17 protein-coding genes are annotated in these 22,490 nt (G+C 72.3%); 7 read left to right on the plus strand and 10 right to left on the minus strand.

Going from position 1 to position 22,490, the window contains the following annotated elements; all coding sequences use genetic code 11:
- Positions 1–58 precede the first annotated feature (58 nt).
- The 7 genes from ADL15_RS39035 to ADL15_RS39065 form a co-directional block, all read right to left on the minus strand.
- A complete protein-coding gene (locus ADL15_RS39035) occupies positions 59–2,851 on the minus strand; it encodes a DUF5682 family protein (protein ID WP_067702540.1) in 2,793 nt (930 codons plus the stop codon).
- Positions 2,848–3,960, minus strand: a complete 1,113-nt coding sequence (locus ADL15_RS39040; RefSeq protein WP_067702543.1) for an ATP-binding protein — start codon at positions 3,958–3,960, stop codon at positions 2,848–2,850. Before ADL15_RS39040 ends, ADL15_RS39035 begins: the two co-directional genes overlap by 4 nt.
- A gap of 23 nt (positions 3,961–3,983) precedes the next feature.
- The gene (locus ADL15_RS39045; RefSeq protein WP_067702546.1) at positions 3,984–5,309 is read right to left on the minus strand and encodes a vWA domain-containing protein; all 1,326 of its coding nucleotides are present in this window, start codon (positions 5,307–5,309) and stop codon (positions 3,984–3,986) included.
- A complete protein-coding gene (locus ADL15_RS39050; RefSeq protein ID WP_067702612.1) occupies positions 5,306–6,670 on the minus strand; it encodes a hypothetical protein in 1,365 nt (454 codons plus the stop codon). Before ADL15_RS39050 ends, ADL15_RS39045 begins: the two co-directional genes overlap by 4 nt.
- Positions 6,670–7,170 carry a hypothetical protein gene (locus ADL15_RS39055; protein WP_067702549.1) on the minus strand — a complete coding sequence of 167 codons (501 nt, stop codon included), beginning with the start codon at positions 7,168–7,170 and terminating at the stop codon, positions 6,670–6,672. The genes ADL15_RS39050 and ADL15_RS39055 overlap by 1 nt, the downstream gene beginning before the upstream one ends.
- A 76-nt stretch (positions 7,171–7,246) precedes the next feature.
- The gene (locus ADL15_RS39060; protein ID WP_067702552.1) at positions 7,247–8,605 is read right to left on the minus strand and encodes a bifunctional 3-(3-hydroxy-phenyl)propionate/3-hydroxycinnamic acid hydroxylase; all 1,359 of its coding nucleotides are present in this window, start codon (positions 8,603–8,605) and stop codon (positions 7,247–7,249) included.
- Complete coding sequence (locus ADL15_RS39065) at positions 8,605–9,330, minus strand: hypothetical protein (RefSeq protein ID WP_067702556.1); 726 nt, start codon at positions 9,328–9,330, stop codon at positions 8,605–8,607. The genes ADL15_RS39060 and ADL15_RS39065 overlap by 1 nt, the downstream gene beginning before the upstream one ends.
- A 229-nt stretch (positions 9,331–9,559) precedes the next feature.
- On the opposite strand from ADL15_RS39065, the gene ADL15_RS39070 reads away from it, so the two are divergent.
- Positions 9,560–10,501, plus strand: coding sequence for a GNAT family N-acetyltransferase (locus ADL15_RS39070; protein ID WP_067702558.1), 942 nt, complete (start codon positions 9,560–9,562; stop codon positions 10,499–10,501).
- A gap of 98 nt (positions 10,502–10,599) precedes the next feature.
- Here the strand turns inward: ADL15_RS39070 and ADL15_RS39075 are convergent, their stop codons facing one another.
- On the minus strand, positions 10,600–11,346 hold the full coding sequence (locus tag ADL15_RS39075) for an arylamine N-acetyltransferase family protein (protein WP_083972302.1): 747 nt from the start codon (positions 11,344–11,346) through the stop codon (positions 10,600–10,602).
- 23 nt (positions 11,347–11,369) lie between these two features.
- On the opposite strand from ADL15_RS39075, the gene ADL15_RS39080 reads away from it, so the two are divergent.
- The 4 genes from ADL15_RS39080 (at position 11,370) to ADL15_RS39095 (ending at position 14,546) form a co-directional block, all read left to right on the plus strand.
- Positions 11,370–12,290, plus strand: coding sequence for a DUF6282 family protein (locus tag ADL15_RS39080; protein WP_067702564.1), 921 nt, complete (start codon positions 11,370–11,372; stop codon positions 12,288–12,290).
- Positions 12,287–13,027 carry an ABC transporter ATP-binding protein gene (locus ADL15_RS39085; protein ID WP_067702567.1) on the plus strand — a complete coding sequence of 247 codons (741 nt, stop codon included), beginning with the start codon at positions 12,287–12,289 and terminating at the stop codon, positions 13,025–13,027. Before ADL15_RS39080 ends, ADL15_RS39085 begins: the two co-directional genes overlap by 4 nt.
- Positions 13,028–13,258: 231 nt before the next feature.
- Entirely contained in the window at positions 13,259–13,996 is a 738-nt protein-coding gene (locus ADL15_RS39090) for a class I SAM-dependent DNA methyltransferase (RefSeq protein ID WP_067702570.1), read from the plus strand.
- A 103-nt stretch (positions 13,997–14,099) separates the two neighbouring features.
- Entirely contained in the window at positions 14,100–14,546 is a 447-nt protein-coding gene (locus tag ADL15_RS39095) for a DoxX family protein (RefSeq protein ID WP_067702573.1), read from the plus strand.
- Between the two features lie 124 nt (positions 14,547–14,670).
- On the opposite strand, the gene ileS is transcribed toward ADL15_RS39095, so the two are convergent.
- On the minus strand, positions 14,671–17,772 hold the full coding sequence (gene ileS / locus ADL15_RS39100) for an isoleucine--tRNA ligase (protein ID WP_067702576.1): 3,102 nt from the start codon (positions 17,770–17,772) through the stop codon (positions 14,671–14,673).
- A gap of 113 nt (positions 17,773–17,885) precedes the next feature.
- On the opposite strand from ileS, the gene ADL15_RS39105 reads away from it, so the two are divergent.
- Entirely contained in the window at positions 17,886–20,564 is a 2,679-nt protein-coding gene (locus ADL15_RS39105) for a DUF7825 domain-containing protein (protein ID WP_067702579.1), read from the plus strand.
- A gap of 218 nt (positions 20,565–20,782) precedes the next feature.
- Here the strand turns inward: ADL15_RS39105 and ADL15_RS39110 are convergent, their stop codons facing one another.
- Complete coding sequence (locus ADL15_RS39110; RefSeq protein WP_067702582.1) at positions 20,783–21,139, minus strand: group I truncated hemoglobin; 357 nt, start codon at positions 21,137–21,139, stop codon at positions 20,783–20,785.
- Positions 21,140–21,280: 141 nt separating this feature from the next.
- Here ADL15_RS39110 and ADL15_RS56030 point away from each other — a divergent pair, with 141 nt between their 5' ends.
- Positions 21,281–22,225, plus strand: coding sequence for a carbon-nitrogen hydrolase family protein (locus ADL15_RS56030; RefSeq protein WP_232344825.1), 945 nt, complete (start codon positions 21,281–21,283; stop codon positions 22,223–22,225).
- Positions 22,226–22,490: the final 265 nt, after the last annotated feature.

The raw sequence follows: 22,490 nt of genomic DNA on the forward strand, positions 1-22,490 counted from the left end.
CGCGGCACCCACCACGGCCCGCGACCACGCCGCGCGCCGGTGGGTGGAGCGGGACGGGTCAGGCGCTGATCAGGGTGGCGACGGCTGTCGCGGTGGCGGGGTAGGTGGTCAGCAGGACTGCCGGGGCGGATGACTCCGGGCTGGTCGGTGCGGTGGTGGGTTCGGTCCACTGGCCTGGGCAGCCCAGCAGGGTGGACACCGCGTCGGTGGTTGCCGGGTGGGTGGCCAGGAATGCGCCTACCGGACCCGTGGCCGGGGCGAGCGGACCGGGACCCGCTCCGGGACCGGCGGGGGACGGGCGGCGGGCCAGCCATGGCGGGGTCCAGGAGTCGATCGCCGCGAGCGTGCCGGGGAACGTGTGGCCGGCTTCGCGGGTCAGGACCGGGACCAGCTCGGCCGCCTGGCTCTTCAGGGTGGTGATGAGCTTCGGGAGCCAGGGCAGCAGGACCGGGTCGGGCAGGCGGCCGAAGGCCTTCGACAGGGTCTCCACCACGAACGGGGCCAGCCGGGGCACCGGGTCGAGGGCCTGGACGAAACCGCTCACGTACTGCGGGAACGCCGGGACCACCAGCGGGTTGGCGAGCAGGGCGTCGACCCGGTCGCGGAGGTCGGCCAGGGACAGATCGCCCAGCTGGTTGCGGGCCGCCCAGAGCAGCGCGATCTTGGCGGGGGCCTCCGGGTGGGACTGACGGACGGCGATCTCCAGCTGGGTCCGGTCGCAGCCCAGGGACAGCGCCAGGCTCTCCATGCTGAACAGGAAGCCGAGCATCGCACCGACCTGCCGGACACCAGTGTCCTCGTCGACGAAGGCGGTCGGCAGCAGGGTGCAGTAGTGCGCGTACCCGCTGGTGACGAACCGCTCGCACCAGGACGGCAGGACCGGCGTGGTGGCCCGGTAGTGGCCGAGCAGCCGCCGGATCCGGCGCAGCACCACCGGCGCCTCGTCGACCGTGCGTTCGGCCGACAACAGCTCGACGGCGCGGTTGCCGAGCTCGTCGGTGAGCCGTGGGCTCTGCAGGAACAGCATCGAGTTCTCGACGGCCTTGAGCGCGACGGCCGCTGTCGCCTTCGGATCCCAGGCATCCCGGCGCAGCCGCTGCTCGAGGACCTGCTCGACGGTGACACCCTCGTAGCCCAGCTCGATGATGGTCCGCTGGTGGCGGCCCAGGTCGAGATCCCAGCTCTCCTGGATGTGCTTCTCGCCGAGCCGGCGACTGCCCATGATCGGACGGACCGCCTGGTCGGGAAGCAGGTATCGCAGCATCCAGAGCAGCCGCGAACACGCCGCCAGCTCCGGGTCGGCGGCCAGGTCGAGCAGCGCGCGCTGGATGCTGCGCTGATCGAGGTTGAGCCCGAGCGGGGCGAGCCGGTCGTAGACGTCGCGGGCCAGCGGGGGCAGCGCGTCATAACCGACCTGGCCGATCCGGTCGCCGCCGAGCAGGATCTCGCAGAGCCGCCGCACGTCGCGACGGCCGGGCACGGCGTCCTTCTCGATGCAGGTGACCGCGGCGTCCTGGAAGTCGTACGGCGTCGGCCGCGCCCGCCCGCGCATCCCGGCGAGCAGGATCGACGTCTCGAAGACCGCGATCGCGTCGGCGGTGCTGGCGAGATAACCGTTGCGACGGGCCAGCCGGACGATGTCGACGCACCAGCCGCGCAGCTCCTCCTCGTCGAGCCCGTCGAGCCGCGGCGGGCCGGCGAGATAGCCGGTCAGGTGGTCGGTGACCGGTCCGGTGGCGGCCGACGGCAGGGGCAGCGCCTTGGTGGCCTTCTTCTTGCCGCCCTCCTGCCCGTCCAGCCGGAACGGCGTGAGCCGCTGTTTCACCAGCTGTTTCTGCCAGGTGGTGGCCGCGATCGACACGGAGCCGGGCGCCAGCCCGAACTGCGCCTCGATCGCCGAGTGACTGCTCGGGATCAGGCCGTAGAGCCAGGTCGTGGCGGTCCGCGGGGTGATCGTGAAGTCCGGGGTGCCGGGCGCCGAGCCGACCTCGGGGAGCCGGCTGGCGGCGTGGAAGGCCCCACAGACGTACAGGCCGTCGGCCGGGTCGGTGCCGGTGGCCGCGAGGTGGGCCCGGATCCGGGTCCACATGTAACGCTCCCGGTCCTCGTCGGAGGCGTACCGCGAGGTGTCGTGCGGGGCCAGCCGCCGGAACAGGCTGCCGACCAGCACCATGACCTGCCGGTACGTGTCGTGGTCGGCGCCGGCCAGCGGCTGTTCGACGTACTGGTCCCACCACTCCGACCAGTGCCGCACCCGCCCGTGGTGCAGCAGGTGCTCCTCCAGCTCGGCGAAGCGCGGGCGCAGGTCGCCGATCTCCACGCCGACCGCGTCGCCGTGCAGGTCGTCCTCGGGCTCCTCGGCTCCGGCCGGTGACGACGGGTCGGGCTGCCACTGGAACACGTGGTCGGTGGACCGGTCGACCAGGACCAGCTCCACGCCCGGGGTGTCCAGGGCGTACGAAATCGCCTGGTACTCCGCGGACGCCTCGGTGATCGGAGCGATCACCGAGAGGGGCGCCGACTCCTTCGGGAAGCCCTCCAGCTCGGACGCGAAGGCCTGCAGCGCCACCGGCAGCCGGCAGTTGCGCAGCTCGGTCAGCAGCGGCTGGAGGTCCTCGCAGAGCTCCAGATAGATCACCTTGGGCTGCTTCTCGCGCAGCCGCCGCAGCATGGCCAGCGCGGAGGCCGGCGAGTGGTGACAGACCGGGAAGATCTCCAGCGGCTCGCGCAGGGCGTGGTCGACGTCGTCGACGATCCCGGCCAGGATCTCCGGCAGCGCGGCCGGCCCGTCGCCCAGCGCCTCGGCGGCGCCCAGCAGCTGCCGGCGGAGCGGGTGGAAAGGACTGCTCACGACAGGGTCGCGATCGCCTTGCGGCCGCCCTCGAGGAAGCCGTCCCACTCGCCGCTCTTCTCCTTGCTGCGCGGCTCGACCACGCCGTGCCAGTACTTGTTGAGGATCGCCAGGTCCTCCGGGCTGCGCCGGGCCAGCGAACCGACCAGCGACCCGGCCAGGGTCTCGGCGGACAGCTCCTTGGCGCCGAAGAAGTTGCTGTGCAGGATGGCGTCCTCGAGGACACCGATCTGCTCGGCGGTGGAGAGCGCCGACTCCAGGCGCTCGTCGTCGCTGGTCGCCGACGCGGAGGCGGCGCGCAGGTCGGCGAAGCTCTGCAGCAGCACGTCGAGCAGGGTGGGCGGCACCTCCAGCTCGATGTTGTGCCGGCGCAGCAGTTCCTCGGTGCGGAACCGGACGATCTCGGCCTCGCTCTTCTTGTTGGTCACCACCGGGATGCGCACGAAGTTGAAGCGCCGCTTGAGCGCCGAGGAGAGGTCGTTGACGCCGCGGTCGCGGCTGTTCGCGGTGGCGATGATGCTGAAGCCGGGCTTGGCGAAGACGATGTTGTCGTCGTCCAGCTCGGGGATCGACACGTACTTCTCGGAGAGGATCGAGATCAGCGCGTCCTGCACGTCGCTCGTCGATCGGGTCAGCTCCTCGAAGCGGCCGATCACCCCGTTCTCCATCGCTGTCATGATCGGCGACGGGATCATCGAGGACCGGGACTGGCCCTTGGCGATCACCATCGAGACGTTCCACGAATACTTGATGTGGTCCTCGGTGGTGCCGGCAGTGCCCTGCACGACCAGCGTGGAGTTGCGGCTGATCGCGGCGGAGAGCAACTCGGCCAGCCAGCTCTTGCCGGTGCCCGGGTCGCCGATCAGCAGCAGGCCACGGTCCGAGGCGAGGGTGACGATGGAGCGCTCGACGAAGCTGCGGTCGCCGTACCACTTCTGCTCGATCTCGCGGTCGAGGCCGTCGGCGCGCTCGGAGCCGAGGATGAACAGGCGCACCATCTTCGGGCTCAGCCGCCAGGAGAACGGCTTCGGGCCGTCGTCGACCGACTCCAGCCAGTCCAGCTCCTCGGCGTACTTGACCTCGGCGGGGGCGCGCAGCATGTCACTCATCAGGGGGTCTCCTAGAACGGGGTTCAGACGAGGAAGTTCTTGAGCTCGGTGACGAGCTTCTTGATGTGGCCGGACAGGACCGGGGTGCCCTGGTCCTTGAAGCGCTGGCGGAACCACGGGTTGACGCTCTGCTGGCCGCCGCTGCTGACCGAGCCGACCGGGATGAACTTGGCGCCGGAGCGGTGGATGGTCTGCATGCCGGTGAAGACGGCCTGCTCCTGCCACTCGTAGAAGTCCGAGATCCAGACGACCACGGTGTTCCGCGGGTCGGTGATCTTGGGGCGGGCCAGGTCGAGCGCGGCCGTGCCGTCGGTGCCGCCGCCGAGCTGGGTGTGCAGCAGCACCTCGAACGGGTCGTGCACCCACGGGGTGAGGTCGAGCGCCCGGGTGTCGTAGGCGATCAGGTGCACGTCGACCTTGGGCAGCCCGGCGAAGATCGAGGCGAGGATGGTGCAGTTGACCATCGCGTCGACCATCGAGCCGGACTGGTCGACCACCACGATCAGCCGGGCCGGCTCGATGCGTTTCGCGGTCTGCTTGTAGTAGAGCCGGTCGACGTAGAGGCGCTCGTCCTCCGGGTTCCAGTTCGGCAGGTTCTTCCAGATCGTGCGGTCCAGGTCGAGGTTGCGGAAGACCCGCTTCGGCGGGACGGACCGGTCGACGGTGCCGGTGCTGGCCTGTGCGACCTGGGTGCGCAGCACCTCGGCCACCTCGTCGACGAACCGGCGGATCAGCGCCTTGGCGTTGGCCAGCGCGACACCGTCCAGGTTGTCCTTGTCGCGCAGCAGCTGCTCGATCAGCGACATGCTCGGGGTGAGCTGCTTGGCCAGGCGGTTGTCGGCGAGCACCTCGCGCAGCCGCATCCGGCTGACCAGGTCACCCTCGATGCCGGCCAGCACACCGCCGAGGCCGGACGAGTCGTTGCCGGCCGCGCGGCCCCGGAGCCCACCGGGCTCACAGCCCATCGCCCGCTCGAACCAGCCGGCGTCGGCCTGCCAGCGCTGCAGCTGCTCGGCGGTCACGTTGCCGGAGCCGGTGGCGAACACGTTGAGCAGCAGTTTCGACACCAGCGCGGCGCGGCGGACCTCGCCGTCGCGGTCGTCGGCGGCCGACTCGTCGGGTGTCATCAGGCCGTCGAACTCGGACTCCAGCTGCGGGAACCGCTGCACCACGGTGTCCAGCGACACCGACGGGTCGAGCAGCGCCGCGGGCAGGCCGAGGTCACCGACGATCGCCATGCTGCCGGACTCCAGGGTGGGCTGCTCATCGGGATCGAAGAGCCGAGCCAGCAACCGCCAGTAGAGGACCTGCCGCCGGGACTCCGCGGCGTTGATCTCGGGGGAGGTCATTTGCGCAGCAGCCTTCCCGCGCGCTCGCGCAGCACGTCGACCGCCGTGCCGGCGGCCGCCTCGGCCTTCGCGGCCTTGGCCTCGGTCGGCCCGAGCGCCCAGTCACCGCCGTGTGCGCCGACCGGCTTCTTACGCACCAGCGCCTGCACGGCCAGCGGTTGCAGCAGCCAGCGGCCGTCCCAGCGGAGCAGCCCGAGGCAGGCGGTGGACGCCGCGACCAGCGCGGGCGTGAGCGGGCCCGCGGCGGGCAGCCGGTCGAGGTCGAGCGCCACGGTCACCCCGCCGCCCAGGTCGAACGCGCCCTCGGCATGCGCATAGCCCTCCAGCAGCACCGGCTCGGCCAGCACGCCGGGGTGCCGGTCGAGCGGCGGTGTGGCCGCGCCGAGCGCGGACCCGAGGCGCACCCGGGCCGCGGCGAACGGGTCGGCCGGTTCACCGGCGGTGGCCCGGGACTCGTCCCAGATCAGGTCGCCGGCCGGGGTGAGCGCCATCCCGGACACCTCGACCGTGCGGTGCTCGGCGAGGACACCGCGCAGGAGCGGGAACGCGGTGAGCATCCGCCAGGCGGACGGCCCGCTGATCGTGTCGACCTTGGCGGCGGCCACGCTCGTGCGGACCAGCCGGACCGTGCCGTCGGACACCTCCAGCAGCGCGTGCGCCTGCACCCGGAACACCGTCGGGTGCTCGTGCAGGTCGGCGCCGAGGATCACCAGCCGCCCGTCGACCGGGACGGCCTCGGACGACGCGAACCCGTCCTGCGACAGCAGCAGGGCACGCGACCACAGGTCGGCCCAGCGGCGCACCGGGATCCGCGGCAGCGTGGCGACCGGCGCGGCGGCGCGCAGCTCGGCGGCGAACCCGTCGAGCAGCACCGCGAGCCGGCGCGAGCCCGGCGCGGCCAGCAGCGACTGGACGGCCTGCGCGGCCCCGCCGGCCAGGTCGTGGTCGACACCGCGCCAGCCGGCGATGGCCAGCTCGCGCAGCCAGGACCGGCTCCCGGACAGCAGCTGACCCGGATCGGACACCGCGGTGGCCTCCCACGGGGCGCGGGCGCGGCCGAGCGCGGTGTCCAGACCGGTCTGCAGGGCGTCGTGGGCGGCGCCGAGCAGCGCGGTGCGGGCGCCGGCCAGGGTGGCCAGGTGCTCGTCGGTGACCGTCCCCGCGATGATCTTGCCGGTGGCGTCGGCGACCCGGCCGCCCAGCGGCGAGGCGGCGAACGCGGCGGCGAACGACTCGAGGGCGGCGGCGCGCTCCTCGTCGATCCGGGCCAGGCCCTGCACGAGCGCGTCGTCCAGGCCGTCGACCAGGGTGAGCGCCTCGGTGAGCCCGGTCGGCGCGGTGGTCAGTGCGTCGGTGAGCATCAGCGGGCCACCGCCGCGGCCGGGAACCACTGCAGCTCGGGCAGCGGGTCGGTGGACGGCGTGACCTCGAGATAGGCCAGGTGGCGCAGGAAGCTGCTGAACACCTCGGCGGCGCGGTTCGGCGCGGTGGTGGTGTGCAGGCCGGACCACAGGTTGTCGCTGCCGTCGGCGAGCTCGGCCTTCAGATATCGCGCGACGCGGGCCAGACCGTATTGCGCGACGGCGGCGTCGGCCAGGGCGCGGAGGTGGTTGCAGGCGTGCGCGCCGCCGGCGAGGCCGCCGCACGGACGGTTGTTGTTGGTGTTGCAGCTCAACCCGTGGTCACCGGCAGTGATCGAGGAGACGTAGACCCGCTCGATGTCGGAGCCGCTGGAGACCACGCCCTGCAGGCGCCCGTCGGCCAGCTCGACGAACGGCACCTTGGCCAGTTTGCGTGCCACCACCGGGGTGATGACGGACGCTGAGCTGCGCCGCTCGTAGGCGACGTCGTCGCTTGTCACAACCAGTCCCTCCCTCAAGGATCCCGTTGGGAGGTAGTTCTATCGGAGCGGTACGACAAAAACTTAAAACAACAGGTCAGAGCCCCGAAACCGCGATGCCGCCGCGGCTGAGCATCCCCGGGTCGGCGTGCCGGCCGGCCGCCGCGACGATCCGGTCCGGGCGGATCAGCAGCGCACCGCGGGTGCCCGGGCGCAGCAGCGTGAACCCGTCGCCGAGCCGCGGGTCGAGGGTGGCCGGGCAGAGCCGCCCGCCGCCGCGCCCGACCAGCGGGCCGCGGCCGAACGCCGGCCAGGTGACGGTCGTGGCGGCCCGCTCGGCGCCCGGCAGCCTGGTCACCGTGCGTAGCAGGGCACGGCGCAGCGGCGCGGTGCGCCGGCTGCCCCCGGTCATCACCCAGCCGATCAGGGTGGCCATCCGGATCATGGTTTTCGCGTACGGCCGCCGCTCCCGTTCGTACGTCGCGAGCAGCCGGTCGTCGGCCCGCCCGGACAGCACCATGGCCAGTTTCCAGCTCAGGTTCGCGGCGTCCCGGATCCCGGCGCACATGCCCTGCCCGATGAACGGCGGGGTCAGGTGCGCGGCGTCGCCGAGCAGGAACACCCGGCCGTCGCGCCACCGGTCCGCGACCGCGCCACGGAACGTGTACTCGGCACGCCGCAGCACGGTCAGCGCGCCCGGGTCCACCCCGCGCAGCCACGGCCGGACCAGCTCCGCGACCGGCTCCTCGAGCAGCCCGGGGCGCAGCCGGAACTCCCACCGGTACCGCCCGGGGGTGACCATCATGAACGTGGCCGCCCGGGTCGGGTCGCACACCTGCTGCACCCCGTCGTAGGCGTCCAGCGGCTGGGTGGAGGTCGCGTCGACGACCAGCCAGCGCTGCTCGAAACCGAGGTCCTCCCAGCCGGCTCCGATCGCGGAACGGACCACGCTGTTCGCCCCGTCGCAGCCGAGCACGGCGGCGGCCCGGACCTCGCCCTCGACACCGGAGTCGACCGATCTGAACCGGACACGCGCCGGTTCGCCGATCGGCTGCTCCACGGCGTACACCTCGATCTTGCCGCGGATCGTGGCCCGCGGCAGCCTCCGCAACTCAGCGCGGAGCAGGCGTTCCAGGTCGGGTTGATCGAACATGTTGGCCTGCGGGAAACCGTGCGGGCCGACCGGGTCCCGGGTGAACTCGGCGAGCACCCGCAGGCGCGGGTCGACCAGCTGCATGCCCGGCGCCGGCCGGGAGATCGCGCGCAGCTCGCCGGCGAGCCCGAGCCCCGCGAAGATCCGGAACACCTCGTCGTCGAAGTGCACCGCGCGCGGCAGCGGGTAGGGCTCGGCGAACCGGTCCAGGACCAGGCACTCGACGCCGGCCCGGGCCAGCATGATCGCGGCGGTGATCCCGGTCGGCCCGGCTCCGACGATCACCACGGGCACGTGTTCCATCAGACCAGACTGCGCAGAACGATCGCCGATCCGCCAGCCAGGAGCAGACCGGTGAGCGCGAACCCGACGATCACCCGGCGGATCAGGCCGATGTCGGCGACCCGGGCGGCGATCGTCTCGGCCCGGGTCCGGGTGGTGAAGAACGACGGCACCAGCCCGTCCGCGGTGGCCCGGCCCAGTACGAACACCGCGACGCCGCGCGGCAGCCGCACCTCGACCAGTTCCAGGCGTTCGCCGGCGCGCAGGCCCTCGACGATGTCCGGCGGCACCACGGCGGGCAGCCGGACCGGCGCCGCGCGGCGATAGATCAGCGTGGTGGTCTCGGTCGCCGCCGGATCGGCCCGCGACGGCGACTCCAACCGGCGCGGGTCGACCGGCACCCGGCCGCTGGCGTCGGCGAGCGCGGGACGGCCCGGGGCGGTGATGTCCAGCAGCACGTCGTGGCTGTCGTCCGAGGACCGGCGGCTGGGCTCGCGCAGCAGGCGGACCCGGTACCAGGCGCAGTCCTCGCCGCTGACCGGTGCGGTCTGCCGGCCGGCCGGGCCGTACTCGGTGTGGCATTCGGCGGCGACCCGGCCGCGGCCCCACTCGGCGATCGGCGCCGGGCGGACCCGGAGCAGGGCGCGCAACTCGCGGTGATCGCCGAGATGCAGCAGCAGGAAGATGCCGGCGCCGCCGATGAGCAGCGCACCGAGACAGAACCCGAGCGTCGTGACCGTGACCACAGGGTCAACATAGAGTGATCCGGCAACCCCCGGATCCGTCGATCGCACCCACCGGGTTCGGTAAACCGGTTGCGGGTGGCGGGCGGGCCGGATAAAACTGGGCGGTCCCGACGACGAGGAAGGAGGACCAGCCGATGTACGCCATGAACACCGCGCTCGTGTCCTCCCGGGGTGACCGCTGAGCGGACCCCCGGACGGGGCAGGGCGCACTCCTGATGGAGAGACTGCCGTGACTCTGCACCACCCTGACCTCATCGTGCGCCCGATCACCGGGCCGGACGAGGTCGACCTGTTCAACACGCTGCCCTATCTGCTCAACGACGAGGTCGCCGACGACCTCACGGCGCAGCGCCGGAAGCCGGCCTGGCTGTGGGTCGCGCTGCGCGGTGACCGCGTGGTGGCCCGCGCGGGCTGGTGGTCGCGGCCCGGCGACGCCCAGCCGGCGATCATGGACATCTTCGACCTGGCGCCCGGCGCCGGCGCCCAGGACGGGCTCCAGCTGCTGGAGACCGCGCTGGCCGCCGTCGTCCCGGAGGGCACGCCACGGCCGGAGTACAGCCGGTTCCTGGCCCCCGACTGGCGCGACCACGAGGACACCCGCCACGACTTCGAGTCGCGGTTCGCGCTGCTCGAGCAGACCGGCGCCAAGATCTTCGTGGAGCGGCTGCGGCTCGAGTGGCTGCCCGGCACCCCGATCCGCGAACCCGACGGCCGGCTGGAGTTCCGGGCGCCCCACGACGCCGCCGAGGTGATCGGGCTGATGACCCGGGTGCTGGACGGGACGCTCGACGCGTACAGCCGGGACGACCTGACCCGGATGACACCGGGTGAGGCCGCCGAGCAGCAGTTCCGTGAGGAGCTGGCGCGGTACACCACCCCGCGCGACTGGTGGCGGATCGCGGTGCGGTCCGGCGACGGCGACCCGGTCGGGTTCGTCATCCCGGCGCACAACGGCTACAACCCGATCATCGCGTACATCGGGGTGGTGCCGGAGCACCGCGGGCACGGTCACATCGACGCGATCCTGGCGGCCGGCACCACGGTGCTCGCGGAGCAGGACATGCCGCGGGCGCGGGCCTCCACCGACGTGGGCAACACGCCGATGGCGGCGGCCTTCGACCGGGCCGGGTACCGCGTCTTCGAACGCGAGATCAACCTGACCTGGCACTGAGCCCGGAGGTGGCGCTGGGGGCTCACACCCTCAGCGTCACCGCGCCCAGCGGTCCGATCCCGGCGCGGTAGCGGACGCCCGGGCGCAGCGGGAGAGCGTCAACCTTTCGGCACGGTGGCGAGCACGATCCCGAAGTGCTCCTCATACGCCGCCAGGACCTCCTCGTCGGAGTCCAGCACCACCTCGGTGCGCTCCGTCCCGGACGTGCGGATCAGCTTCCGGCCGCTGAGCGTGATCCGGCCCTCGCCGTCGAGGCGGGCGCAGACCGGACCCTTCCGGAAGTGCGACTCCGGCCAGGTCTGCTGCCACCAGCAGGTCGGCGCGAAGTCGGCCAGGGCGCGGGGCTTGCGCTCGATCCGGTACTGCGGCGTGCCGTCCAGCAGCACGTCCACGTCCCCGCCGTCCGCGTCGGCCAGCCGGAACGTGCCGCCGGGATCCACCTGCTCACCCCGCTCGTCCAGCCGCAGCGGGTACGACGAGTGCCGCCCGAACCCGACGTCGGCCAGCCACGGCCCACCCCCGTCCGGCTCCGACACCAGCAGCGCGAGGTGGTCGAACGGCGGCCCGAACCGCGTGCCGTCGTGCACCCGCGCGCCGACCCGGGTCACGGTGTGGCCGAGCTCCTCGAGCAGCAGCGCGAACAGGCCGTTGAGCTCGTAACAGAACCCGCCCCGGCGGCGGCGCACCACCTTGTCGACCAGGTCGTCCGTCGCGAGCGAGATCGGCTCGCCGAGGTGGATGCTGAGGTTCTCGAACGGCACCGCGGCCTGGTGGGCGCGGTGCAGCTCCCGCAACGGGGCCGGGCCGGCCAGGCCGATCCGGCGCAGATAAGCGTCCACGTTCACCGGCCGAGCGTAGACAATGACCTATGCCTGTTGAGCACCCGACACCCACCGGCCGCGCTCGTGAGCTGGTCGCCGGTGGATACGACGCCCACGTCCACGTCGCACCGGACGTGATGGCACGCCGGATCGACGACGTCTCGCTGGCCCGCCGGTTCGCCGCGGTGGGGCTGGCCGGGTTCGTGCTGAAGTCGCACTACGTACCGACCGCCGAGCGGGCCGAGGTGGTCCGCGGGGTGGTGCCCGGCGTCGAGGCGCTCGGCGCGCTCACCCTGAACGGCTCGGTCGGCGGCCTCAACCCGGTGGCCGTGGAGATCGCCGGACGGCAGGGCGCCAGGGTGGTCTGGCTGCCCACCGTGGACGCCGCGAACGAGCGGGCCGGCCGGGCGGCGCTGCCACCGGGTGCGGCCGCGCCGATGTGGGCGGCGCTGCAGGACGAGCTGGCCGCGCAGGGCATCGTGGCACCGGCCATCGCGGTGCTCGACGACGCCGGGAGGGTGGTGCCGGCGCTGCACGACGTGTTCGCGGTGATCGCCAAGCACGACATGGTGCTGGCCACCGGGCACCTGAGCGGGCCGGAGATCGTCGCGGTGGTGGACGCGGCCGCCGGCGCCGGGGTGCGGCGGATCATCGTGACCCACCCCGAGTTCACCTCGCAGCAGCTCGACGTGGACACCCAGCGGCGGCTGGCCGGGCGCGGGGCGCTGCTGGAACGGTGCTTCACCACCGCGTACACGAAAAAGGTCTCCTGGGAGCTGCTCTTCGAGCACATCCGCGCGGCCGGGCCGGAGCACTCGCTGCTCTCCAGCGACCTGGGACAGCCGTTCAACCCGCCGGTCGAGGACGGGCTCGCGCTGCTCGCCGACCGGTTGCTCGGCGCCGGGTTCAGCGACGACGAGATTCGTACGATGGCGGTCGTCAACAGCCGTCGCCTGCTGCGGCCATGACCGCCGTGCTCGAGGTCCGCGGGCTGACCAAGCGCTTCGTCAAGGGCGACGCCGACCTGCTCGCGCTGCGCGACGTCGACCTGACCGTGCCGGCCGGCGCGTTCCTGGTCCTGCTCGGCCGCCGCGGCTGCGGCACGTCCACCCTGCTCAACCTGCTCGCCGGGCTGACCCTGCCGACCGGCGGGGAGATCCGCTACCGGGGTGCGCCGGTGACCGGGCCGCGCGTCGAGGTCGGCTACCTCAGCCAGCACGACACGCTGCTGCCCTGGCGGGACGTGCGGCGCAACGTGGAGATGCCCCTCGAGCTGCGCGGCGACCCGGCACCGCACCGCGAACGGGCCGCCCGGGAGCTGATCCGCCGGGTCGGGCTGGCCGGGCACGAGGGCCGGTACCCGCGCGAGCTGTCCGGCGGGACCCGGCGGCGGGCGATGCTGGCCCGGCTGCTGGCCGGCGGGCCGGAGACGCTGCTGCTGGACGAGCCGTTCAGCGCCCTCGACGCGCCGCTGCGCGCCGAGCTGCAGGCCGATCTGCTGCGGCTCTGGCAGGGCAGCGGGCAGACCGTGGTGTTCGTGACCCACGACGTCGACGAGGCGCTGACCCTGGCCGACCGGGTGGTGGTGCTCGGCGGCCTCGGCCGCACCCTGCTCGACACCCCGATCCCCCTCCCCCGCCCGCGCGACCCGGCCGACCCCCGCTTCACCACCCTGCGCCGCGCACTGTCCGCTGCGCTGCTCTAGACCGCGGTCTTTCTTTCGGTACGGATACGGAGCGCCCGCCCGCAGGCTACGAGCCGAGTCCCGCCCGTGAGGCCACGCGACACCGCTGCCACCCCGGGCCGCAGCGCGCCTCCGGTTCCCCGGCTGGCCGTGAGGGGTGTGTCCGGGACGCGGAAACACCTCTGGAAACCAGCCGGGCCCGCGCAGGGTTAATCGGTGGCCGGGGCGGAGGGTGCCGGGCAGGGTCGGGGAATGACGAGCAGCGATCTGTGGGATGACGAGACCGCGGAGCGGTATGACGACGAGGCGGCGGAGATGTTCGCGCCGGACGTGCTCGGGCCGGCGGTGGCATTCCTGGCCGGGCTGGCCGGGGACGGGCCGGCGCTGGAGTTCGCGATCGGGACCGGGCGGGTGGCCATTCCGCTGGTGGAACGCGGTATTCCGGTGAGCGGGATCGAATTGTCGGCGCCGATGGCGCAGCGGCTGCGGGAAAAGGATGCCGGCGGGCGGATCCCGGTGGTGATCGGGGACATGGCGACGACGACCGTGCCCGGGAAGTTCTCCCTCGTTTACGTCGTCTGGAACAGCATCGGGAACGTGCGCACCCAGGACGAGCAGGTGGAATGCTTCCGCAACGCGGCCCGGCACCTGGCGCCGGGCGGGCGTTTCGTCATCGAGCTCTGGGTGCCGGGGATCCGGCGGCTCCCACCGGGGCAGGCCGCCGTTCCCTATGCGGTGACCGATCGGCACACCATCTTCGACACCTACGATCTGACCACTCAGCAGGGCACCTCGCACCACTACCGGCGGCGGGCCGACGGCAGCGTGCATTACGGATTCAGCAACTTCCGGTACATCTGGCCGGCCGAATGTGACCTGATGGCGCGGCTCGCCGGGCTGGAACCGGAACGGCGGATCGCCGGCTGGGACGGCGCTCCGTTCACCTCCGACAGCGAGAGTCACGTGTCGGTCTGGCGCCGCCCGCTCTGAGAATTCTCTGAGAACTAATTTACAAGCTTCAATGGCTGCCCGACATCTCGGGCCCCTAGTGTGGATTGCCAGGTACCCCCACATTCCGGCTGAGGAGCGTCTTTTGTCTTCCCCCCGCTTCGCCCCCATCGTCTGGCCGCTGTTCCGCATCGTCGTCGGCCTGCTGTTCGCCTGCCACGGCGCTTCCGGGATCTTCGGGCTGCTCGGCGGCAGCCGTGGCACCGGTGAACCGATCCCGGCCGGCACCTGGCCCGGCTGGTATGCGGCGCTGATCCAGCTCGTCTGCGGCCTGCTCGTGCTGGCCGGCCTGTTCACCCGCCCGGCGGCGCTGCTCGCGTCCGGGTCGATGGCCTACGCGTACTTCGTCGTGCACCAGCCGGAAGGCCTGATGCCGATCGAGAACGGCGGGGTGAACGCGGCGCTCTACGCGTGGACGTTCCTGGTCATCGCGGCGTTCGGGGCGGGGGCGTGGTCGCTGGACGCGCTGATCGCCGGCCGGCGTGGCAAGGCGGACGTGGTCACGGACGAGAAGATCGGGGCGGGGGTCTGAGACCGGACGACCCGGCCGCGCGGGGCGCGGCCGGGTCGGAGGGCGGCCGGGCCTCGCGCGAGACCAGCACGGGACGCGGCTCGTAGCCTACGGACGGGCGCTCCGTAGGCGTACAAAATCGGTCTTAGATCTTGGAGAGCCAGAACGTCAGGCCGATGGATTCGTCGGTGAAGACGCACGGGTCGGTCCAGTCCGGGTCGCCGGCGGCGAAGTCGGTGGCCAGGACCTCGTCGGCGACCAGGTCGCGGTGTTCGGTCAGGGCCAGCGCGGTGTCCTCAGCGTCCGCGCGGTAGCGGAGCCGGATCCGGTCGGAGACCTCGAGGCCGCTGCCCTTGCGGGCCTCCTGGATCTGCCGGATCGCGTCCCGGGCCAGGCCGGCGCGGCGCAGCTCGGGCGTCAGGTGCAGGTCGAGCGCCAGGGTCGCGCCGGAGTCCGAGGCGACCGCCCAGCCCTCCCGCGGCGTCTCGGTGATCACTACCTCGTCCGGGACCAGCGCGATCTGCTCGTCACCGACCGTCACGGTCGCGGTGCCGGTGCTGCGCAGGCTGTCCTTCAGCGCGGCGGCGTCGGTGGCCTGGATCGCGGCCGCGACCTGCTGGACCGCCTTACCGAACCGCTTGCCCAGCGCGCGGAAGTTCGCCTTGGCCGTGGTGTCCACGAGCGAGCCGGCCAGGGGCTCGACCGCGATCACGTTGAGTTCCGCGGAGATCTCGCCGAGCAGCTCGGCGGAGAGGTCGGCGGCGCCGGAGACCAGCGCCCGGGACAGCGGCTGACGGATCTTGAGGCCGGACTCGGCGCGCGCGGTGCGGCCCAGCTCGACCAGTCGCCGCGTCGCCGCCATCTGCACCGAGAGTCCGGTATCGATCAGCGCAGGGTCGGGCTCCGGGTAGGCCGCCAGGTGCACCGACGCCGGCGCCTCGCCCTCGGTCGCGACGACCAGGTCCTGCCAGACCCGCTCGGTCACGAACGGGGTCAGCGGCGCCATCAGCAGCGTCACGGTGCGCAACGCCTCGTGCAGGGTGGCGAGGGCCGCCGGGTCGCCGCGCCAGAACCGGCGGCGGCTGCGCCGCACGTACCAGTTGGAGAGATCGTCGATGAAGGCGGCGATCAGCTTGCCGGTCTCGTGCGGGTCGAACGCCGCGAGAGCCGCGTCGACCTTCACGATGAGCTGCTGCAACTCGGAGAGGACCCAGCGGTCCAGGGCGGAGCGGTCGGCCGGCGCCGGGTCCGCCGCGGTCGGCGTCCAGTTCGCGGTACGACCGTAGAGCGCCTGGAAAGCGACAGTGTTCCAGTAGGTCAGCAGAACCTTGCGGACCACTTCCTGCAACGCGCCGTGACCGACCCGCCGGGCCGACCAGGGTGAGCCGACGGCCGCCATGTACCAGCGCACCGCATCCGCGCCGTGCTGGTCCATCAGCGAGATCGGCTCCAGCACGTTGCCCAGGTGCTTGGACATCTTGCGGCCGTCCTCGGCGAGGATGTGTCCGAGACAGACCACGTTCTCGTACGGCGACCGGTCGAAGACCAGCGTGCCGACGGCCATCAGGGTGTAGAACCAGCCACGGGTCTGGTCGATCGCCTCGGAGATGAACTGGGCCGGGAAGCGGCTCTCGAACAGCTCCTTGTTCTTATACGGGTAGCCGAACTGGGCGAACGGCATGGAACCGGAGTCGTACCAGGCGTCGATGACCTCGGGGACGCGAGTCGCCTCTTCGCCGCAGTGGCCGCAGTCGCCGCACACGATCGTAATATCGTCGATGAATGGACGGTGCGGGTCGGCCAATTCCTGGCCACTCAGCGCGGTCAGCTCGGCGCGGGACCCGATGCAGGTCAGATGACCCTCGGCGCAGCGCCAGATCGGCAGGGGCGTGCCCCAGTACCGGTTGCGCGACAGCGCCCAGTCGACGTTGTTGGTCAGCCAGTCGCCGTACCGGCCGTGCTTGAGGTTCGCCGGCTGCCAGTTGGTCTTCTCGTTCTCGCGCAGCAGCTCGTCGCGTACCGCGGTGGTCCGCACGTACCAGGACGGCTGCGCGTAGTAGATCAGCGCGGTGTGACAGCGCCAGCAGTGCGGGTACTTGTGCTCGTACGGCTCGTGCTTGAACAGCAGGCCGCTCTCGCGCAGCTGCTCCACCAGGGGCTGGTTGGCGTCACGGAAGAACAGGCCGCCGACCAGCGGGACGTCCGCCTCGAACGTGCCGTCCCGGCGCACCGGGTTGATCATCGGCAGGCCGTACGCCCGGCAGCTGGCCAGGTCGTCCGCGCCGAACGCCGGCGACTGGTGGACCAGGCCGGTGCCGCTGTCGGTGGTCACGTAGGTCGCCAGGATCACGATGTGCGCGTCCGGCACCTCGACCAGGTCGAACGGCCGCTGGTACGTCCAGCGCTCCAGCTCCTTGCCGAGGAACGACTCGCCGGTCGGGGTCCAGCCCTCCGGGATCAGCGGCTCGGCCACGATCAGGCGCTCGGTGCCGTCGGTGACCACCACGTACGTCACCGCGGGGTGCACGGCGACGGCGGTGTTCGACACCAGGGTCCACGGTGTGGTCGTCCACACCAGCAGCGAGGTGGTGCCGGCCAGGGGACCGGAGGTGAGCGGGAACCGGACGTAGACCGACGGGTCGACGTCGATCTCGTACCCCTGGTCGAGCTCGTGGTCGGAGAGCGTGGTCTGGTCGCGCGGGCACCACGGGGCCACCCGGAAGTCCTCGACCAGCAGACCCTTGTCGAAGATCTGTTTGAGCGACCACCAGACCGAGTCGATGTACTCCGGGTCCATGGTCCGGTAGGCGTCGTCCATGTCGACCCAGTAGCCCATGCGCTCGGTCAGGGTGGCGAACGCGTCGGTGTGCCGGGTGACCGACTCGCGGCATTTGGCGTTGAACTCGGCGACGCCGTACGCCTCGATGTCCTGCTTGCCGGTGAAGCCCAGCTCCTTCTCCACGGCCAGCTCGACCGGCAGCCCGTGACAGTCCCACCCGGCCTTGCGGGCCACGTGGTAGCCCTTCATGGTCCGGTAGCGCGGGAACATGTCCTTGAAGACCCGCGCCTCGATGTGGTGCGCGCCGGGCATGCCGTTCGCGGTCGGCGGCCCCTCGTAGAACACCCACTCCGGGCGGCCGGCGGACTGCCGCAGGCTCTGCCCGAAGACGTCGCGCTCCTGCCAGAACCGCAGGATGTCATGGTCGAGAGCGGGCAGGTCGACCTGCGCCGGAACCGGGCGATACATAGCAGAAACCCTACTCAGCCCGGTCCGGGCAGCCGGAGGCGACCTTCTCAAAGCTTTTTTGGTACGACGATCCGGCCGGATTCTTGTCAGGGGGTCGGGCTAGGTTCCCGGGCATGACCGCCGATCTGACGTTCGACCGCCTCGTCCCCTGGCTCCGGGAGAACGAGGTCGATCGGGTCGCCGACGCCCTGATCGCGGCGGGTGAGCCGGTGCGCAGGGCGCTGGCCGCTCCCCTGCTGGACTACCTGCACTGCCGCGAACCGGTCCCCTACCCGGTGCCGGACTATCCGATGCACGATCCACGCTGGACCGGCGGCCGGCCGCAGCGACCAGAGGTCGAGCGGGCGCTCCGTTGCAACGACGCCCTGCGGGTGGCCGGCGTCGCGTGCCTGAGCAGCGTGAGCACAGTGGTCGCCTGGATTCGCGACGGCTGGTTCCGCCGGCCCAGCCCAGCGCTCGCCGACACGATCATCCGGGTGCTGCACGCGCCGGGCCGCCCCTCCCCCGCCGCGGTCGCGGTCGCCCTGGCGGCAGGGCTGCGGTCCCGGGCGATCGACCAGCAGTGGTGGCTGGCCGGGCGGCTGCTCGCCGCCACCGGGACGCCCGCCCCGCCGACGGAGCCGGTCCTGCGCGGCTGGCTGCAGCAGACCGGTTATGACGCCGCGCGCCTGCGCGCCGACCCGCACACCCCGGCGCTGCTGCCGCACCTGTTCACCGTCGCGCGGCTCAGCGCGGAGTGGGACCCGGCCGGTCCGGCCGCGTTCGCGGCCCTCGCCGAGGGTGGCGACCGCGGGGTTCTCCTGACCGGCTGCCTGGACCGGCTGGCCCAGGGTGACCGGCCGGCCGCCATCCGCCCGGTCGTCGAGCTGCATCAGCTTCTCGCACCCACCCTCGACGAGAGCGCCTCGTTCTCCCGGAGCTATCTGGTCATGCTGGACAGCCCGCACAGCTCGGTCGCCGCGCTGGCCCTGGAGCGGCTGCGCGCCGTCGACGACGCCGGCCGTCTCGACACCGAGGCGGTGGCCGGGGCGGCGCTGTCGGTGCTGCCCCGCCGGGAGAAGAAACTGGTCCGTGCCCAGCTGGCATGGCTGGACGCGGCGCTGACCCGGAAACCGGATCCGGTGCTGTTCGAGGGGTTGCTGGCGGGTCTGGCCAACGATGCGGTCGAGCTGGCCGAGAGCACGTTGCGCCTGGTGACGAAGCATGTCCGCGCCTTCGGTCCGGCGGAGGGCGACCAGCTGGCCCGGGCGGTCGAGGGGCTGTCCGGCGATCTGCGGTGTCAGGCCGACGCCTTACTGCCCGCGGCCGGTCCGGTCCTCGCCGCTGCGGTGCCAGACGCTGGTGTCTCGCGGGCAGCGCTGGTGCCCGGGCCGATCCCGTCGCTCCCCTCGCTCCCGGCGCTCCCGGCGATCCCGTCGCTCCCGGCGATCCCGTCGCTCCCCGAGCTGGTCGCTGCGGTGCAGGAGCTGCTGCGCAGCGGACTCCAAGTGCCCGTGCTGCTGGAGCAGGTGCTCGACGGGCTGGCCAGGTTCGCCGCCCTCGACCGGGACGGGCTGACCGCCGCGCTGGAGCCTGTCGTCCCGGTGTCAGACCACCCGATGGCCTCCCTGCTCCGCGCCGTAGTGGAGCGGACCTGGACCGACTGGACGCCCGATTACTGGGACCACCGCAGGCCCCCGCCGTACTGGATGCCGTTGGAACGGATCCGGGAGCTGGGCCAGCAGATGGCCACCAACCCACCACCCGCGCTGCTGGCCACCCCGGCCACGGTGGACGGCCACGTCGACCCGCAGCGCATCCTCACCCTGCTCACCGCCGCCGAGCGGGACGGCTGGTCGCCTGGCCCCTACGACTTGTCCCAGGCGCTGCTCCGGCTGCCCCGCACCGCTGGTCGTTCCGGTGCGCCGCTCGATGCCGGGCTCCCTGGCACGGCTCCCACGGCCGAAGCGCTGACCACGCCGGCGGGACGAGCCTTCGCCGGCTGGCTGCGAGATGGTGGGCTGCCGGATCCGGAGGTCGTCACGGTGACCACGGTCCAGCATCGCTGTGCCGGTCCCGGCTGCACCTGCCGCAAGCCGACACGGACCTGGCGGACCACCACCTTCGAGCGGATCGAGCATCCCGCCCTGACCGTGCCGGCCGGGCTGCTCGCGATGCCGGTCGCCGACGCCGCCACCCGCGCGTGCGACTTTCACCGGAAGGCGCCGATGGTCTGCTGGCCGACGATGCTGCCCGGCCACCCGGAGATCATCGCTGCGCAGGCGGTGCCGGAACTGGCCGAGTCCCACCGCGGCGACTACCAGAACCAGCTCGACATCCTCCCGGTGCTGGCGGCCATGCCCGGCCCGTTCGGTCCGGCCATGGCGCTGGCCCTGGCCTACGGCTTCACCGCCGGCCGCGCCTCCGGACGCCGGGCAGCCGTCGACGCGTTCATCGAGCTGGCCGCCCGCGGCGCGCTGGACGGCGCCCTGATCGGCCGCGAACTGGCCCACCTGCAGACCAGCGAGGTCCTGGTGCTCAAACGGGTGGCCGGCTGCCTCACCGAAGCCCTGCGCGCCGGCGCCGCCACCGCGGTCTGGGCAGCCGTGCGCGAACTGCTCCCGGCCGCACTCGCCACCGCCGGCCCCGGAACCCCCGACCTGCTGGTGGCAGCCGAGGCCGCAGCCGCCGCGGCCCACGCCACCGACGACCTGCCCGAGGTGACCGAGATCGCCACCCGCCGCGGCCGAACCCGCCTGATCACCGAAGCCGCCCGCCTGTCCCGCACCCTCACCGACAACCGCCGGCCCTGACATGCCCACCCACCACCAGCCGCTCCCCCGAAGCCCGCCGCTGAGACCGGACCTCGCCACCGCCCACTCCGCGGGGTGGTCAGCCAGGCCCGGCAGCGCCCCCACCGCCGACCGGCAAACCTCACTGCCGCAGACCCGCGCCGGGCACCGAGTGGAATGGTCGGCACTGAGGGCGCAGAGCTGCCGCGACTCCGGGCCGGCGGGTGACGGCCGGCTCGTTATTCGACGACGTCAGCCGCTGACTGGGCCAGGATGCCGCGGACAGCGGTCAGTACCTCGTTGTCGGCGCCGAGGCCGGCCAGGACGCCGATCAGGTAGGCGCCGACCAGGTCGTAGTGCTCCGGGATGATGCCGAGCCCGAAGTGGGCACCGCGCAGATCACGGCCCGTGTATTCCGCGGGGCCGCCGAGCACCTGGCTGAGCAGGGCGACCATGTGCTCCTTGAGGGAGGGCAGGTCGAGGCCCTCGAAGTATGCGGCCAGCCGTTCGTCGCCGAGGATGGCCCGGTAGAGCGCGTCGACCGCGACCGTCACCGCGGGCTGCCCGCCGACACGGGCGAAGAACGATCCGTCCACGAGACCGAAAATAGATGCTCGGCGATGCACTGTCAGCGCCGTGCGGCGTTCCGCCCGGTTTGTCGGAGCTGGCCGACACCGCGCAGCCCGGCATCACCCGGCCCGGCACCGCGGGTGGCGGCGATCCCCGAGGATGGTCGGATGCGAGTGTCGATCATGGTGGGTCAGGTGCCGGCGGTGTGGGACGTGGCGGCGAATCTCGCCACGGTGCGGGAGGTGCTGGCCGAGGCCCGGGCCGGCGATGCCGTGGTGCTCCCGGAGGGAATGCTCTCCGGATACGCCGAGGACCTGAGCCCGCTCGACAACCTCGACCCGGCCGAACTCACCGACGCCATCGCACAGGTGGCAGCGCTCACCCGAGCCCTCGGCGTGCACCTCTTCTGCGGATCACTGCTCCCGGAGAACAACGGCTGGACCAACGCCGGCCTGTACTTCCCACCCACAACCGGCCCCGGAGCAGCCGGACCCGGAGCGGCCGGAGCAGCCGGAGCAGCCGGACCCGGAGCAGCCGGACCCGGAGCGGCCGGGGTAGTCGAGCCCGGAGCGGCCGGGGCAGCCGAGCCTGAAGCGGCCGGAAGCGGCTGCCAGGTCTACCGGAAGATCAATCTGGCGATGAACGAGCGCGGACGGCTGCGGCCAGGCGCCGCTCTGCCGACGTTCGAAGTCGCGCCGGGCGACGAGGCGGCCGACGGTCCCGGCGGGACCGACCGGCGGTTCCTGGTCGGGATGCAGCTGTGCCGGGAGATCAGGTTTCCGGAGCAGTGGCAGCACCTCGCGGCGGCCGGAACCGACCTGTTCGCCTACCTCACCAACGCGGCGAACCGGAACGAGCCGCCCGGCGTCTGGCGCAGCCACCTGATCAGCCGAGCCGCCGAGAACCAGCGCTTCCTGGCCGCCGCGAACATCGCCCACCCGGACCAGCACTGCCCCAGCATGATCGTCTCCCCGCGCGGCGAGGTCCTCGCCGAACTCCCACCCGGCAGCCCCGGCCTGCTGCGCCACACCGCCGACCTAGCCGACAACAGCCGCTGGTACCTCGACCAGCGCCGCCACGACGTGCTGCCCTCCACCTACCACGGCGCCTGACCACAACACCTACGTGGGGACTTTCGGCGCGCACCGCACCACAACTTCACACACACCACGGGCGCCAGGACTACGTGGGGACTTTCGGCGCCCAGCGCACCACAACTCCACACACACCGCGGGTACCGGGGCTGCGTGGGGACTTTCGGCGCCCAGCGCACCACAACTTCACACACATGGCGGGGGCTGGGGCTGCGTGGGGACTTTCGGCGCCCAGCGCACCACAACTTCACACACATGGCGGGGGCTGGGGCTGCGTGGGGAC

The sequence above is a fragment of the Actinoplanes awajinensis subsp. mycoplanecinus genome (genome assembly GCF_001509495.1).
In the GTDB taxonomy this organism is placed as follows: domain Bacteria; phylum Actinomycetota; class Actinomycetes; order Mycobacteriales; family Micromonosporaceae; genus Actinoplanes; species Actinoplanes palleronii.